Origin of the sequence: Streptomyces sp. P1-3 (genome assembly GCF_050613155.1) — a bacterium.
Lineage (GTDB): Bacteria > Actinomycetota > Actinomycetes > Streptomycetales > Streptomycetaceae > Streptomyces.
Window position 1 is genome coordinate 6,502,463 of record NZ_CP192512.1, and the last position, 14,996, is coordinate 6,517,458.

Consider the following 14,996-nt stretch of genomic DNA (forward strand, 5'->3'; position numbering starts at 1 on the left):
CGGAGCCCCAGACCATGACCCGACCCGCCGCCGATCCCAACCTGCCTCTGCCCTACCCGTTCCCGCCGGGCGAGCTCGGCACCCCACCACCGCTCCTGGACTGGGCCCGCAAGAGACAGCCGGTGTGCCCGGTCGCGCTGCCCAGCGGCGACCCCGTATGGATGGTCACCCGCAAGGAAGACATCACGCGCGTACTCACCGACCCGGGTTTCTCCCGCAACCTCACCTACCCCGGTGCGCCCCGCTTCGTCGGCGACGACTTCACCTCCGTCCCGGGCGGGATATTCAACCTCGACCCACCCGACCACACCCGGGTCCGCCGGGTGATCAGCCGCTTCTACAGCCGCAGCGCTGTCGAACGCCACCGGTCGATGATCGAAGACCACGCGGTCCGGCTACTCGACGACATGACACACGGCCCGAACCCAGCCGACCTCATACCCGCCTACGCCGCCGCGCTCCCCCTACGCGTGGCCCGTGAAATCCTCGCAGTGCCACCCGAGTTGCACAGCGCCTACCACGACTGTTTCCGCACCCAGACCCACCTCGCCGCTTCCGCGGAGGCAGTCGCGGCGGCCACCACGGCCATCACCGACTTCACCAGGGAAGTCATCGAGACCAAACGCCGGGACCCCGACCCCGACGAACCCATCGGAGCACTGATCCGGGCCCGCTCCGGCGGCCTCATCAGCGAAGACGAACTGATCGGAACAACCTCATACCTGTTCGTCACCGGATCCGAACCCCTCACCGCCCCGCTCGCCACCGGGGTCATCACCCTCCTCACCCACCCCCGGCAACTCCGAGACTGCATCACTGCCCCGGACCTGTGGCCCAAAGCCGTGGAAGAGATCCTGCGCTACCACCACAACGGCGTACTCGGAATGCCCCGGGTCGCCACCACAGACGTCACGCTCCACGACGTCACCATCCGCAAGGGCGAGGGCGTCTGCTGCCCGATGCTCGGAGCCACCCACGACCCCGCGCACTACCCCAACCCCTCCCGTTTCAACATCCACCGCACCACCGACGCCTCCGCTACCTTCGGCGCCGGCCCACACTTCTGCCTCGGCGCCCCCCCTGGCCCGCCTCTTCCTGCAGACCGCCTACCGGTCCCTCTTCACCCGCTTCCCGTCCCTCTTCCTCGCCGTCCCCGAACGCGAGATTCCCTGGGAGGAAAACCTCCTCTTCACCAAACCCGCGAGCCTCCCCGTCGCCTGGTGACAGCCGCAGCGGGGCCTGATCCCCGACGGCGCAGGATGTTGATCAGATGGCCCGCCAGCCAGAGAGACCGTACGGCTACCGGCCGGGCCGGAGCAGGGTACGGGGAGAGTCGACGACGACGGTTGTGGCGCCGAGGCGAGTGGCGTCGCGCAGGTCGGTGGGGGTGTTGACGCCGAGCATGACGATCGGTGTGCGGCCGTGGGAGCGGAAGCAGCGCACGGAATCGGGTGTCCACAGCTGCGCGGTGACGGTGGCGTCGCGGGACTCCGCCACCTGTGCCCCGGGGATCCGCTCAAGCAGCGAGGTGACCTGGGCATCGGTGGAGTACAGCTTGACGCGGTGCCACGCCTTCGTCGCGTCGAGCACGCGTGTCACGGCGTCGACGACATGCCAGGCGGGTGCCTGCTTAAGGTCCAGGTAGACCTGCTTGCCCTCCGGAACGGCCTGCAGCGCCGCCTCCAGTGTGGGAATGCGGAGCGGGCGGGAGCGGTAGGGATAGGTGCCGTCGGGGCGTTTGAACGCGTAGCCGGCATTGAGGTCGGCCAGTTCCGCAAGGGTCTTGCTGGAGACGGCACCGGATCCGTCGGTCAGGGCGGAGAGGTCGGTGGGCCGGTACAGGACGGGAACACCGTCCTTGGTCGCCTGCACACTCAGCCACTCGCCGTCCACTCCGGCCTTCAAGGATTCCTCGATGGCCAGCAGGGTGTTCTCGGGATAGTCGCTGGTGCCCGCACGGTGCGCGATGATCCACGGCCTCTTCTGCGTCCGCACGGCATCGGCGTCGTCAGCAGGTGCCGAAGCCCGAACGCTTCCCGTGAGCGTGGGAACGGCACAGATCACAGCCACGGCCGCAACGGCCAGGGCGGATCCGCGAGACATGAGCGACTGTGACCGGAGGAGGCGGGGCCCAGCCCCTTGCGTGTGGCCCACTGGCCTGGCGGGCCCGGGCTCGCTATCTGCCATGCGCGGATCATAGGGAGGGGCCACGACATCGCCGCCCCCCAGCTCCGAACTCGGCTTCCAGCCGGAGGCGTACGACCCGAAGCTGGATGCGGCTTTCACGCAGCTGCGTGTTCGCCCTCGAAGCGGGTGAAGCGATCGCTGGCGGCCAGGTCTGCTCCGTGAACGGCCTTGCGACTCCTCGTACGTGCGCTTCCTGATAGCGGGATCAGCTCGGTGGAATGTGCAACCGGGCGTCCCGCAGCTCAACGAACGGCTTGCTGTTGGAATGACCACCCATGAAGTAGTCAACGGTGGCTTGCTGACTGCACAGTACCGGCACGTCCTGTCGAACCAGTTCCTGGCTGAAGGCCAGATCCTCTGTGTAGCCCAATTGCTTCTGCTGCTGCGAGAAGCGCGTGGGGAACGGAATCTGTTCATGAAGGCTGACTCGCACGAGGCACTCGCTCGTATCGACCCCGCGGATTTGGTCACCGACCCGGAGCGTGTCACGCATGACACAGGATCCTGGCTCGAATATCCCTAGGGCTCGCAAGCGCTCGTAGGAGTGCGCGCGCTTGGCCGGCTCGCCGTACCACGGGTCTTCGCCATCCGGAACAAGCTCCACGCCTTCCTGGGTGAGCAGGCGACGCCAACTGTGTGCAACTTGCGCGGTCGGGTTCGCCCGGAGCAGGTCGACGAGGGATCTGAGGTGGGTGGGGTGGAAGACGTTGTCGTCGTCGAGGTGGGCCACATACTCCGCATCGGCCATCTTGATGCCCAGGTTGCGTAGGTGTGCCAAGCGCCCGGGGATGTACTCCAGCTCCTCCCGGGGTACGCCGCCGAAATGAGATCGGCGCACATTGCGTATGGTGGCTCCAGGGAACCTGTTGGACAGCTCTTCGAGGTTTCCGGCATCGGCCAGGAAGGGACAGTCATCGCCCAGCACAATATGATGGACGGTGACTCCGACTTGGGCCTTGACCGACGTCATGGCTCGCAATAAGCGGTCCGGACGGTTCTTGGTTGGCGTGACAACGCAGACTCGTGGAAACTCTTCCCGGCCCATGAAGCCACCATATAGAGCAGGGTTGATCGAGTTTGAGTGGTGTTTGCGCCATTCGTTGCCGGGGTCGACGGGCCACGCTTCACGTGTGCCGAAGGGTCTGCTCCGTAGTGGCATGGTCGCCTCCCTGAAGGGTGCTCCCGGCCGAGGCTCCGTTCACGCGCTGCCCGACACGCAGGACTCAGCGTTGTCCAGGGGCACATATCCCAGGTCCGCGCCGGCGGCGATATCCCAGAAACGGTGGGTGTTGGCAGAGACGGCATACGCGGTCGTGAAGCGCACATCACCAGCGGTGAGAGCCGCCCGGATGAATCCACCTCGTCGCGCAGACCGGCCCGCACAGCCGAACCGATCCGCCCGGCAGCGCCCGTGACCGCCACAGTCCCAAGTCTCACGCCCATGGCGGCTACTCTCCCGTACCGCACGGCCGTTCCGAGCCAAGGGCCGATTCTGCCCTCTGGCTTGGCGAGGATGTGGCGGTCATCCTGAGGGCCGAAGACATCTCCTTCATCTTCGACATCGGAAGTGCGGGCATGAGCGAGGGGGGAGAGCATGTCGCAGCCGTGCGCGATCGTGGCGGGTGGGGCGGGATTCGTGGGGTCCCACCTGTGCCGTCGGCTTCTGCGTGAGGGCTACGAAGTTGTGTGCATGGACAATCTCCTGACCGGAAGACACCGGAACATCGCCGCACTCGAGTCTCTGGGCCCGTTCCGGTTCGTTCACTGGGACGTGACTCGGCGGATACGGCTTCCCGGCGAAGTGGAGGTGGTGTTTCACCTCGCCTCTCCCGCTTCCCCTGCCGACTATCTGCGCTATCCCCTGGAGACACTCGCCGCTGGATCGGCGGGCACACAGAACACCCTGGAGCTTGCGCGGGAGAAAGACGCCCGATACATCCTGGCATCCACCTCGGAAGTCTATGGAACTCCCCATGTCCACCCCCAGCCCGAGACCTACTGGGGCAATGTCAATCCCATCGGCCCCCGCAGCGTCTACGACGAGGCGAAACGCTTCTCAGAGGCACTGGTCACCGCCCACCGCGAGAGCTGTGGCATCGACACGGCCATAGCCCGCATCTTCAACACCTACGGCCCGCGGATGCGGAACACCGACGGCCGGGCAGTGCCCACCTTCATCGCCCAGGCCCTCAGCGGCCGGCCCCTCACCGTCACAGGCACCGGAGCGCAGACCCGTTCCCTGTGCTACATCGACGACTTGGTCGAAGGGCTGCTCGCGCTCCGCGCGTCCTCAGTCGCCGGTCCGGTCAACCTCGGCAATCCCCACGAGATCACCATGCTCGGCCTGGCCCGCCTGATCCTGCACGCGACCGGCTCCGCCTCCACCATCACCTTCTCAAAACGGCCCGAGGACGACCCCGACATCCGCTGCCCCGACATCACCCGCGCCCGCAGGGAACTCGCCTGGGCTCCGAAGATCGGCCTCAGCGAAGGACTGGAACGCACGATCGCCTGGTTCCGGACTCATGCCGGCACGAGAGATGCCGTCGTGCGGACCACCATGTTGTGAGGACAGGGGCTGTGCCGGTCCGGCCACCAGAAGGGCTCAGCGTGGAGGCTCGGCCAGGGTGGTGAGCGTGTGCTGTTCCATCCACTCCAGGTGGCGGGTCACTCCGGTGGTCAGGTCCACGCGAGGGCGCCAGGCCAGGAGGCGTCGCGCCTTGTGCGGGTCGGCCAGGGTTGCGCTCATGTCTCCGGGCTGCGGGGGCGCCGCAATGGTCGGTACCCTCGCCGCGGCAACCCGTTCGACGGTCGCCAGGAGCCCGGTGATGGATGTGCTGGAGCCGCCGCCGACGTTGATGACCTCGGCCCGGGCGAGGGCTGTGGCTGCGGCCAGCGTCGCTGAGACCACGTCGTCGATGTAGGTGAAGTCACGGCGTTGTTCGGCGGCGAGTTTGGTGGTTCCTTAGGGCGAGATGGGCCGGGCCGGTGCGTCTTCGCGACATAGGCCGTCGCCGACCTCGCCGTACACGCTGGAGGACGACGCGAGGACCAGGCGGGGAACGTGCTGTCTGTCGCATTCCGCCATCAGCCGCTGGGTAGCCAGCACGTTGCAGGCGAGATAGTCCGGAAAGGCCACCCCCCCAGGACGGCCGGACGCCGGGCAACCCGGCCAGATGAAACACGACATCGGCCCCTTTCGACGGCAGGGGCGAGATCGTGGCACAACAGGTCCGTGTGAAGGTAGCTGAACCCAGGGTGCCGCAGACCCGTCCGGAGATGCACCGCGGCGGCACCAAGGTCAGGGGATACCGGTCGGGTCCGATGACCTGCGTGCCTTGGTGGAGCAGGGCGTCGGACAGTCCATCTGTCCTCCGGTGGTGGTGTACGAGAGCTCGCTCACATCCGCTGACCCGGATGGCCGGGCGCGAGTTCGCGCTTCTCATCAGCTGTCTGACGCTGAAAGCCGACACGGGGGAAAGAGTCGGCCGGCGCCCCGCTGTCGAGGAAGGGGGCGAGTTCGTCCCACCCTTTGCCGCCGGCAATGTCGAGTTCAAGGAGGTCGCCGGGGCGGCCGTGAAAGTGATCGCGGACGGCGGCGAGATGCTCGTCGTAGACGCGCGACAGGCGCTCGGCGTCGAATTCGTGGCAGCCGTAGACCGCGGCTTGCACATAGCGCTGGATCTCCATGAGGGCGGCCCCGTGACTGTCTTGCTCACGACCGGGTGATACCGGCGCGGAGTAGTCCCGCCACCCCCTCACCTCGCACACCGCGGATACGTTCACCGGCTCGCCGGACCTCCCGCATGGTCAGTGCGGGGCGTTTCGGCAGGTTCATCGCCCGGACCTCGCGGTATGCCAGGTCCGGAAGACTCTCGATGTACTGCTGGACCGCGGGAGCCGGGGCGCCATGGGGGACGTGCACCCGCGCATGGGCGACGGCGGTGCGGGCGATGTCGTAGTCCGCACCCTCGCCCCACCGCGCCATGGCGGCCTCGAATGCCCGACGCGTGGCCTCGGTGCGGCTCCGCAACTCCCTGAGGGCGATCTTGGCGAAGATGTGGTCGTAGTGCTGGAAATGATCGTGCAGGATGTGGGCGCCCCTGTACTGCACGCTGTCCTGAATGCCGCGGAGTGCGAGGGAGCGGCGGGTGCTCTCGGGACGCAGCATCCATGGGATGTGATCTCTTGGCGGTTCCATCCGCCGCATGCGCTCGACCACATCCGTCCGCGTGATGTGCACCCCACACGCGACGCGGCCCCGAAAAGCGTCCTGGACAAGGCAGTCGACAAAGGCGAGTTCATTGGCGTCGAGGAACGGGCGCAGGTCTTCCAGGATGAGGCAGTCGGCGTCGAGGTATACGACGTGCGAGGCCCTCTCGTGCCCGATCCTCAGCATCTCGTCGATGGCGAACCAGAATGGTCTCACGTTGTCGACGATGTACACCCGGTTCGGACGCAGATGCTTGATGGCCAGCTCGAGCGCCACATCGGTGGTGCGTTCTCCCACGGTGCGCAGCACGAGATCGACGCAGCGCCCGCCGCGTGGCGAGAAATCGCCATCCATGGCCCGTATGGCGCCTGTCGTATCACCGTTCATATGCCCTTCCTTCCCAGGTGTTCCGTCCCTTCGCACGCAGCTCCCGGATGACGTCGTTCGCGCAGGACATGCCCTGGTCGAGCGCAACATCCTGGTTGATGTACTCGTAGTTCGCGAGCCGACCGCAGAAGAAGACGCTCATCCGGGTCATTTTCCTGATCTCTTCCTGGAGCCGTACGTTCTCGCGCTCGTTCCGTGAGTCGGTGGTCAGGACCGGATAGTGACGGGCGGGCGCACCCGGATACTCCTCCGTGACGACGGTGGCCGGAATCGACTGACCGGAGGCGTGCTTCGACTCCACAGTCCGCGTATAGGGAACACGCAGCGACGGGTGGTTCACGATGTAGCCCGGGGTCACCGTAGCGTCAGGATCCTCGAGAGGGATGTACCTGCTGACCGTTCTGATACCGCGCCATTCGAGTCGCCCTGGCCGCCCGGCGAACGTGTCCAAGGGCACGGTCAGCACGACGGCGTCATACGTCCGTTCCAGTTCCGGCAGATCGGCGGCGGCGATCTCCTGGCCGAAAGTGGCAGGTATCGGTCTGGTCATGCTCTCCATCACCTCCTGCGCATTGGGCAGCGGGAAAAACTCCCAGGTGTCCCGGAACAAGCGTCGATTCCCGTCCGTACGCAGTCCGAGACGGCTGGGTGCGAACTTGCTCGACAGATCGGATGGATGGCATCCCCACTGCTTGATGGTGTAGCCCTCGATGAACAGCCGGTACAACGTCCGCCCCATGATGCTGACGCAATGGGACTCGAAGTCACGAGTGCACGGCGTCGGCGGAATTTCAGACAGCTCCTTCTCGATAGCCGGCCATACAGGGAGTACGCGAAGCTCTGCCACTTGTGGTGGCCAAGAGAGTGTGTACGGGCGCTCGTCGGCATCGTCCAGAAAGATCTGGGTCAGCCCCTTGTGCTCGTAGCTGTGACGCATGCCATGGCGCACCGCGAAGTCCTTCACCGCGGGTTTCGACGTGTGGAAGATGTGCGGTCCCTCGGGCTCGAACAGGACTCCGTTGACGGTGGCGCTACGCGAGTGCCCTCCCACCGCCATCGTGCGTTCGAAGATATGGACCCGCAGACCCGCGTCGTGGAGCAGGCGAGCTGCCGTCGCTCCCGACCACCCCGCCCCGACGACTGCCACCTGTGGACTCGCCGTCCCGGATGCGGACATGAATCTCCTCGATGTCTTCGGTTTGGTTGCGACGGTCGACAGATCGGGCCCGCGCCGTGACGGCAGGCAGGAAGGGCACCGCGACACCGCCGGCGGCGGAAGGTCGGGCTCGGCGGCGTGTTATCCAGCCGTCTCCGGTGAGGCGCGTACCAGGAGGCCCTCATTTACGGCCTCTCCCCAGAGGCTGGCGAGCCTTTGCGGGTCAGGGCCGCCCGCGGGTGTGAGGACGGAGAGCCGGGCCGTGTCCCTGTAACTGACGAGGAAGGTGAAGCAAGTGTGACCGGGGGGAAGCCACGGGATGGCCACGATATCCCTGATCGGCATTCCAAAGGCGGATAAGGAGTCTCTCACTCGGAAATTGGAAGCGGTCAGGGCCGATTTGCGGGGATCGGTGATGCGTTGCATGGCCCATTTCGCCACCCATTCGGGGGTGTTCTGAGTGAGCGTGCGCAGTGCACGTCTGTGCCTGGTGACGCGATGCCGACTGCTGGACGCCATTGTGGCTTCCAAACGCTGAGACGAACTCGGGAGTGCGCAGGGGAGGGGGACACGCATCAGTCCGAGACTGTTGCCGAGCCCGTTCTCCCGTTCCCTGTCCTGCGGCAGCCGCGTGTCGATGGGTATCAGCGCGTGTGGGCCGCGCCCTGGCCGCCATGGGGAAGGGGCACCCCCTTCTCCATGACGCCAGTTCCGCCATGCGGCTGCCAAGGCGGCCAGGTGCACCTGGTTGATGCTCGCACCGCTTGCCCTCGCCACCTCACGTAGGAGATTCAGCTCGACAGCGTGATGCCCCAGTACGCGTTCCTGCTGGGCAGCGGCGGGCAGAGGCGGCGGTGAGGGGCGAGAGGTCGGCAGGTAGGTGTCGAGGACGTCGGGCAGCAGGGTGAGCAGGCTTCTCCGTGGCTCCGATGGGCTCGGTGGTTGACGCGTGGGACGCGTGAGTTCGCAGCCGGAATCGCCGAACAGTGATGTCAAGGTGTGCAGCATTGCCGTGGCGTCCTGGACAGCATGGTGCGCGAGGTAGCAAAGGGCCCAGTCTTCGCTGCCGTCGGTCTGCAGCCACAGTCCCCAGAGGGGCCGCGTCTCGTCCGGCGACGAGCCGAGAACCGCTTGGGCGGGGCTCGCTTCGACGCCCGTGTTCGGGAACGAGCGGACATGGTGCGCGATGTCGAAGTCGGGGTCTCTTTCCCATCGGATCCGGCCGCCCCGAGATACCAGTCTGTGCGTCAGGGCAGGGAGTCCTTCCACCCTGTCGCCCACGTGAGTACGCAACACGTCCAGGGTGGGAGGTGGTCCTGACAGACGAAGCTGGAAGCCGAAGTACAGGTCGGATGGGTCGGGGGCGGCATTGCCCAGCGCGAGGAATGTCTTGGTGAGGAAATCCGCGTGTGACACGGTGGTGGCGGAGGAACGCTGATGCCTGGTCATCCTCATATGTCTCTCTGACGACGTACGAGGGCGGGGATGTCGTCACCTGCGGTGAGATAGCTGCCACTGAGCTCATCGGCCTGGCCCTCAGCGAGGCGTAGCAGTGTCTCGGTGGCACGCCGCGGAGAGGTGAACCGGCCTTCGGCGCGTTGTTTCTGGAGCCATTCCCCGATGCGGTCCGTCCACGGATTTCCGGACGGATGGCGGTCCAGATGGTCGCGGGTGAAGCCGAGGTCCAGAAGGCCGGGGTGGTAACTGAAGACGGCGACGCCGTGGGGACGCAGTTCGGGGGCGAGGTTCTCCGTGAGTTTGATGACGGCGGCCTTGGAGACCGAATACGCGGAAGCGTGCGGCCAGCGGTGTCTGCCCGCGGCGCTGACGATATTGATGACGCGTCCGCTGCGCCGCGCGGTCATCACCGGAAGGACGGCACGACACGCGCGAATCGTGCCGTGGAGATTGACCTCCATGGCCTCCCACCACTCGGCGGGGTCCGTGTCCCACAGCGCGCCGTGCGGTCCGGGGACACCGGCGTTGTTGACCAGGACGTCGATGGTGCCGAAGGCGGTCATGGCGCGCTCCACGACTCGGGGAAGAGCGTCGGGATCGGTCACGTCGGCCGGAACGGCGAGGGCACGGACCTGGCGGGTCTCCAGCTCGGCCGCGGTCTCGTTCAGTTTCCCCGGGTCACGTCCGGTCAGGACCAGGTTGGCCCCGGCGTCGGCGAGACATGCGGCGAAGGCGCGCCCCAGCCCCCCACCCGCGCCGGTGAGCAGGACCGTACGCCCCGCGAGTGGCGCGGCCGGGTTCCCGCCGGGTCGCGCCGCGCCGGCGGTCAGCGCGCTTCGTATCAGCTTCCCGGAAGGGCTGCGGGGGAGGGAGGCGACGGATTCGATGAGCCTGATCCTGTGGTGCGGCGCGACGCGCTCGGCGACGTGGTCGGTGATGTCGCGCAACGGCACCTGGCGGGCCAGCACCACGAACGCCTTGGGCAGTTCACCGCAGCCGCGGTGCGGAACGCCCACCACGGCCGCGTCGGTGACGGCGGGGTGAGTGAGGAGGACGGCCTCGAGCTCGGCGGGCGCGACCTGATGGCCCTTGTACTTGATCAGTTCCTTGCGGCGGCCGGTGATCGTGCAGAAGCCGTTCTCGTCGCTGCGGGCGAGGTCCCCCGTACGCAGCCAGCCGTCTGGCGTGAGCAGGCGGGCCGTGGCGTGCTCGTCGTGCAGATAGCCGGGGCTGATCTGGGGTCCGCGTACCCACAACTCGCCCGTCCGGCCGGGAGAGCAGGGCTCGCCGGTGTCCGGATCGGCGATGCGGACGTCGGTGCGGGGCAGGGGGAGGCCGATCGAACCGGCAGGAGTTGTCATACCGTCGGGGACCAGGTGGGTGCAGCCCGCTTCGGTCATGCCGTAGCCCTGGTAGACCGGCACCCCCAGCCGGCGGCTGCAGGCTTCGGCCACGGCCGGTGGCAGTACGTCCCCGCCTGAGAAGAGAAACCTCAGTGATGAGAGGTCGTACCGTGTGACGTCCACGTGTTCGGCCAGCTCGGCGATGATGCCCGGCACCAGGTAGGCGGCCGTGGCGCGGTGTCGCTGCGTGAGCTCCAGGAACTCCTGGAGACGGAAGGGGGAGCCCATGGTGACCAGGGTGGCTCCGGTCAGGAGCGCGTGGTTCATCGCCATCTGCATGCCGTAGATGTGCCGCCAGGGCGTCACCGCCATGACGACGTCTTCTCTGGTCAGCCGGTGCCGGGCGTGGATCTGCTCCAGATTGGCTGTGAGGTTTCCGTGGGTGAGGACGACGTGTTTGACCGGGCCTTCCGTACCGCTGGACGACGCCAGTACGGCCACGTCCTCGGGGGTGGCCGTCAAGGGAGGCGGACCGTCGGCCGCGGGGGATTCCGCGAGCAGCCGCGCCCAGCCGACCCACGAGAGTTCCCGGCCGTCACCGGCGCCGTCCTCGTCGGTGATCACCACGTATTCGACGCAGCGGGCCTCGGGCGTGCGGGTCAGTCGTTGCCAGGAGTCCCGGTCGGCCACCAGCCAGCGGGCTCCGGATGCCGAGATCGCCCGCGCCCATTGCGCGGGCGGTGCCAGCGGGTCGAGCGGCTGGACCGTTCCGCCGGCGTACAGGGTGCCGTGGTAGGCGACGGCGAACGGGACACCGTTGCCGAGGAGCGTGGCGACGACACCGCCGGGCCGAAGCCCGCGCTGCCGAAGCCCCGTGGCGAAAGCGCCGACCGCTCGCGTCAGTTCCTGGTAGCTGCTCGTCCGGCCTGTACGGCCCTCGATGAGGGCCGCGCGTTCCGGGGGCGGGTCCGACGCGAGATGGGTGAACGTCCGGATGGCCATGGCCGTCACGCTCGCCCAGGCGCGGGAACGGGTGCCCCGTCGGCCGTCCCGCGTTTACGCGCGAGGGTCAGGCCGTCCGCGATGGGCAACATGACGGCCTCGACCCGCTTGTCGGTGCGCACCCGCTCGTTGAAGGCGCGAATGGCCTGTGCGTTGCCCGTGGCTTCGGGGTCGGCGGCCTCGCCTCCGTAGAGGACGTTGTCCGCCAGCAGCAATCCGCCAGGTCGGACGCGAGGCACGAGTTGCTCCCAGTAGTCCTGGTAGCCGGGCTTGTCCGCGTCGAGGAACACCAGGTCGATCCCAGGCTCTTCCGGCAGCGCGCGCAGGGTCTCGGCAGCGGGGCCCAGGCGCGGTTCTATACGTTCCGTGACACCGGCCGCTTGCCATGCCTCGCGGGCGATGTCCGTCCATTCCGCGGACAGGTCGCAGGTGATGACCCGGCCGCCGGGTTCCACGCCGAGCGCGAGGGCGAGCGTGGAGTAGCCGGTGAAGGTGCCCACCTCGACGATCAGCCGGGCTCGGGCCAAGCGGGACAGCAGGGTGAGAAAGACGCTCTGTTCATGCGGGATCTGCATTTCCGCGACTGTCCCTAGCGCGCGTGTGCGGTCGATCAGGCGCTGCTGGACTGGGCTTGGCGGCTCGGCTTGGGCGAGTAGATAGCGGTAGAGCGCGGGCGTCATCGAGACCGTCTTGACATCGTCCGCTGGGTTCATCGGGTTGCCCTTTCACCTGTGGTCGTTGGGAGGCGGTGGATGGCCCCGTCGAACGGGGGTTCGGCGGGGTGGAGGGCCTCTGCCAGGTCGCGCAGCAGGACCGGAGCGTCCCGTTCGAAGCGTTGGACGGCTACCGCGTATCGGCCGTCCAGTCGGGCAGGAGGAGCGTCCGGACCGCTGAGGCCGTGGGCGGCGGTGTCACACGTGATCTGGGCGAGCCGCCGGATCAGTTGTGCGCTGAAGCTTCGCCGGCACACCGGCTGTCGCCGCACGCGGAAGTACGCGTCGTACAGGTCGCCTTCACGCCTTGTCGCACCGACGGCGGGGCGGCGTCCGGCCTGCTGGAGCAAGGAAGGGCCGTTGGGCACGAGCTTCTTGGCGACGGCCATGTGCACGTGATGGCTGAGGCGCGCCGCCTCGGTCAAGGAAGCGATGCGGGCGTGGGGATGTCTGGCGCGCACACGCCTCATCAGCCCCGGCAGCGCTTGGTGGTCGGGGGCCCATGCGCCGCTGAACGCCGGATGGCAGTCCGTCATCTCGGCTCGCACTGTGGCGGCATAGCGCTCGGCTGAACATCTGCCTGTGTACAGGAGCAGCAGCGAATACATGTCGTAGAGCCGGGCCGCGGTACGGACCTCGTGCGGCGACGGCTCGGGGGCCTCGGCGATCGACTCCAGGAGCCGGCCCTGGAGCCGCCAGATGGCGAAGACGGCATGATGTCCCACGATCCACTGGTAGCGGGTCCGCTCATCCGGATCACTTGGTGCGCGCAGCTCCTGGGGGCGTTCCCCTGCGGCCGCCAGCCGCAGGAGTCGTGTGTCGGCCTCGATCGGCTGCGAGCAGATCCCCTGTGCACCGGAGGCGTGGGGGCAGGGAGCACAGTGGTCGCCTGGAGCCGGCAGCGTGAGCGGTTCCACGGTCCCATACGCGGTGGCGTCAGCGACTGTGTGGCACGGGTGCGCGACGCGACCACGGGGGATCACGAGGCGCGGCTGGTTCCGTCGGCGACGCGGTCGAGTAGATCGGCGGCTTGACGGACCTCGTCGTCGAGTGGCCGGTCGTGATCGACGGGGGGAATGAGGTCGGCAAGCCGGTCGAGAAGCCCGGCGCAGGCCGATGCCGTGGGGCGGCGGCCGCCGACATGCACGGCCTGGCGGAGGGCGACCGCGAGGGATCCGTGCAGCAGGCGCAGGAGTCGCGCCGTGTCGAGTGCGTTCAACGCGGCCTGGGTGCCGAAGGGTATGACGTCCTGGTTGTGCAGGTTGGTCGGCAGACTCTGGACGGAGGCCGGGGTCGCGCCGCGTCGCATCGTCGCCACCATGGCGGTGGCGGCGAGCTGGACGCCCTGGAGGCCGTGCTGGCGGCCGGGATCCGGGGAGAGCATGGGCGGCAGGCCGCCGTTGCGGTGCGGATCCAGGAGCAGATCCAGTTGGCGCTCGGCGAGGTTGCCCAGCTGAGTGGCGGCCAGCGTCAGCAGATCGGAGGCGAAGGCGACGGGCTGGCCGAAGAAGTTCCCGCCGTGGGCCACCAAGTCCTGAGCCGGGAAGAACAGGGGGTTGTCGCTGACCCCGTTCAGATCGGCGCGCACCACGCTGTCGGCGTAGTCCAGTGCCGAGCCGGCGGCGCCGATCAGTTGCGGGGTACAGCGGATGCTGTACGGCTCTTGAAGTGCCCTGACGCCGGAGGGAGACAGACCGTCGAGACGCGCACGGAGATCGGCGCCGGCGCGAACGGCGTCCGGATGGCCGAAAGCCTCCAGCAATTCGGGGGCGAGGAAAGCCGGTGTGCATCCGAGCACGTCGGCGAGGAGGGCGGACAGCGCGACGGCGCAGTCGCGGGACCGGGCGAGGGAGGCAGCTGCCAGGCCGCCCGCGGCGGCGGTGAGCGAGGTGCCGTTCACCAGCGCGAGCCCGTCACGCCCGTCGAGACGTACGGGGCGCAACCCGGCGCGTCGCAGCGCGACGGCGGCGGGCAGCCGCTCCCCGTCGGCATAGGCGTGGCCCTCGCCCTGCAGCGCGCGGGCGATATAGGCGAGCGGGATGAGGTCGCCGCTGGCGCCGAGCGAACCCAGACGCGGCACGGCCGGGGCGAAGGCCGTGCGCAAGGCGGCGGCCAGGGACTCCACGACCGCTGATGACACGCCCGAGTGCCCCCGGCACAGGGACCGCAACCGCACGAGCATCGTGGCTCGTACGACACCGGCATCCAGGTCCGGACCTTGACCTGCGGTCAGGTGCGCGAGGGCGTTGTCGCACTGGGCCGTGGTCTCGTCGCGGCCGGGGAAGCCGACCAGCGGCCCGAATCCGGTGGTGGTGCCGTAGACCGGACGACCGTCTGAGATGCAGGACAGGACGAACTCATGGCATGTGACGACCTCCTTGCGCACGCTGGGGTCGATCCGTACGTCCAGGGGGAGCGCGGCCTGCTCCAGCTGATCCAGGCCGAGGGGCGCCTCCGATGTGATCAGGAGCGAGCCGGACGGGGCGCGGAGGGATGACACAGGTGTCTCCTCGTCGGGGATGAGGGTATGACCGGTA

13 protein-coding genes and 1 pseudogene are annotated in these 14,996 nt (G+C 67.8%); 2 read left to right on the forward strand and 12 right to left on the reverse strand.

The features are described 5' to 3' along the window. Window positions 1–14: 14 nt before the first annotated feature. On the forward strand, window positions 15–1,394 hold the full coding sequence (locus ACQUSR_RS27805; RefSeq protein ID WP_431045342.1) for a cytochrome P450: 1,380 nt from the start codon (window positions 15–17) through the stop codon (window positions 1,392–1,394). On the opposite strand, the gene ACQUSR_RS27810 is transcribed toward ACQUSR_RS27805, so the two are convergent. Continuing rightward, window positions 1,300–1,995 (reverse strand): glycerophosphodiester phosphodiesterase family protein, encoded by a 696-nt coding sequence (locus ACQUSR_RS27810; RefSeq protein WP_431045343.1) that lies wholly within the window; start codon window positions 1,993–1,995, stop codon window positions 1,300–1,302. The genes ACQUSR_RS27805 and ACQUSR_RS27810 overlap by 95 nt on opposite strands. A 397-nt stretch (window positions 1,996–2,392) precedes the next feature. After that, complete coding sequence (locus tag ACQUSR_RS27815; RefSeq protein WP_431045344.1) at window positions 2,393–3,346, reverse strand: glycosyltransferase family 2 protein; 954 nt, start codon at window positions 3,344–3,346, stop codon at window positions 2,393–2,395. Between the two features lie 435 nt (window positions 3,347–3,781). Between ACQUSR_RS27815 and ACQUSR_RS27820 the strand changes: the two genes are divergently transcribed. Next, window positions 3,782–4,756 carry a UDP-glucuronic acid decarboxylase family protein gene (locus ACQUSR_RS27820; protein WP_431045345.1) on the forward strand — a complete coding sequence of 325 codons (975 nt, stop codon included), beginning with the start codon at window positions 3,782–3,784 and terminating at the stop codon, window positions 4,754–4,756. Window positions 4,757–4,792: 36 nt separating this feature from the next. Here ACQUSR_RS27820 and ACQUSR_RS27825 read toward each other — a convergent pair. From ACQUSR_RS27825 to ACQUSR_RS27870, 10 genes and pseudogenes are all read right to left on the reverse strand, one after another. Next, window positions 4,793–5,119 (reverse strand): annotated as a pseudogene (locus tag ACQUSR_RS27825) (hypothetical protein); the annotation flags it as partial. 33 nt (window positions 5,120–5,152) lie between these two features. After that, on the reverse strand, window positions 5,153–5,377 hold the full coding sequence (locus ACQUSR_RS27830; protein ID WP_431045346.1) for an NAD-dependent epimerase/dehydratase family protein: 225 nt from the start codon (window positions 5,375–5,377) through the stop codon (window positions 5,153–5,155). 209 nt (window positions 5,378–5,586) lie between these two features. Continuing rightward, on the reverse strand, window positions 5,587–5,877 hold the full coding sequence (locus ACQUSR_RS27835; RefSeq protein ID WP_431045347.1) for a sulfotransferase: 291 nt from the start codon (window positions 5,875–5,877) through the stop codon (window positions 5,587–5,589). Window positions 5,878–5,902: 25 nt separating this feature from the next. Continuing rightward, entirely contained in the window at window positions 5,903–6,787 is an 885-nt protein-coding gene (locus ACQUSR_RS27840; protein WP_431045348.1) for a hypothetical protein, read from the reverse strand. Next, window positions 6,777–7,964, reverse strand: coding sequence for a UDP-galactopyranose mutase (locus tag ACQUSR_RS27845; RefSeq protein ID WP_431045349.1), 1,188 nt, complete (start codon window positions 7,962–7,964; stop codon window positions 6,777–6,779). The genes ACQUSR_RS27840 and ACQUSR_RS27845 overlap by 11 nt, the downstream gene beginning before the upstream one ends. 120 nt (window positions 7,965–8,084) lie before the next feature. Then, window positions 8,085–9,398: a wax ester/triacylglycerol synthase domain-containing protein gene (locus tag ACQUSR_RS27850; RefSeq protein WP_431045350.1), complete on the reverse strand. Its 1,314-nt coding sequence runs from the start codon at window positions 9,396–9,398 to the stop codon at window positions 8,085–8,087. Continuing rightward, a complete protein-coding gene (locus ACQUSR_RS27855) occupies window positions 9,395–11,746 on the reverse strand; it encodes an SDR family NAD(P)-dependent oxidoreductase (protein ID WP_431045351.1) in 2,352 nt (783 codons plus the stop codon). The genes ACQUSR_RS27850 and ACQUSR_RS27855 overlap by 4 nt, the downstream gene beginning before the upstream one ends. 5 nt (window positions 11,747–11,751) lie before the next feature. Further along, window positions 11,752–12,459: an O-methyltransferase gene (locus ACQUSR_RS27860; protein WP_431045352.1), complete on the reverse strand. Its 708-nt coding sequence runs from the start codon at window positions 12,457–12,459 to the stop codon at window positions 11,752–11,754. Continuing rightward, window positions 12,456–13,184: a hypothetical protein gene (locus tag ACQUSR_RS27865; RefSeq protein ID WP_431045353.1), complete on the reverse strand. Its 729-nt coding sequence runs from the start codon at window positions 13,182–13,184 to the stop codon at window positions 12,456–12,458. Before ACQUSR_RS27865 ends, ACQUSR_RS27860 begins: the two co-directional genes overlap by 4 nt. A 254-nt stretch (window positions 13,185–13,438) precedes the next feature. After that, entirely contained in the window at window positions 13,439–14,959 is a 1,521-nt protein-coding gene (locus ACQUSR_RS27870) for an HAL/PAL/TAL family ammonia-lyase (protein ID WP_431045354.1), read from the reverse strand. Between the last annotated feature and the right edge of the window lie 37 nt (window positions 14,960–14,996).

Bases quoted from the DNA above. Each gene is read 5' to 3' on its own strand.
- ACQUSR_RS27845 (WP_431045349.1), bottom strand. From the start codon at position 7,964: ATGTCCGCATCCGGGACGGCGAGTCCACAGGTGGCAGTCGTCGGGGCG.
- ACQUSR_RS27835 (WP_431045347.1), bottom strand. From the start codon at position 5,877: ATGGAGATCCAGCGCTATGTGCAAGCCGCGGTCTACGGCTGCCACGAA.
- ACQUSR_RS27830 (WP_431045346.1), bottom strand. From the start codon at position 5,377: ATGTCGTGTTTCATCTGGCCGGGTTGCCCGGCGTCCGGCCGTCCTGGG.
- ACQUSR_RS27805 (WP_431045342.1), top strand. From the start codon at position 15: ATGACCCGACCCGCCGCCGATCCCAACCTGCCTCTGCCCTACCCGTTC.
- ACQUSR_RS27815 (WP_431045344.1), bottom strand. From the start codon at position 3,346: ATGCCACTACGGAGCAGACCCTTCGGCACACGTGAAGCGTGGCCCGTC.
- ACQUSR_RS27855 (WP_431045351.1), bottom strand. From the start codon at position 11,746: ATGGCCATCCGGACGTTCACCCATCTCGCGTCGGACCCGCCCCCGGAA.
- ACQUSR_RS27850 (WP_431045350.1), bottom strand. From the start codon at position 9,398: ATGAGGATGACCAGGCATCAGCGTTCCTCCGCCACCACCGTGTCACAC.
- ACQUSR_RS27860 (WP_431045352.1), bottom strand. From the start codon at position 12,459: ATGAACCCAGCGGACGATGTCAAGACGGTCTCGATGACGCCCGCGCTC.
- ACQUSR_RS27820 (WP_431045345.1), top strand. From the start codon at position 3,782: ATGTCGCAGCCGTGCGCGATCGTGGCGGGTGGGGCGGGATTCGTGGGG.
- ACQUSR_RS27840 (WP_431045348.1), bottom strand. From the start codon at position 6,787: ATGAACGGTGATACGACAGGCGCCATACGGGCCATGGATGGCGATTTC.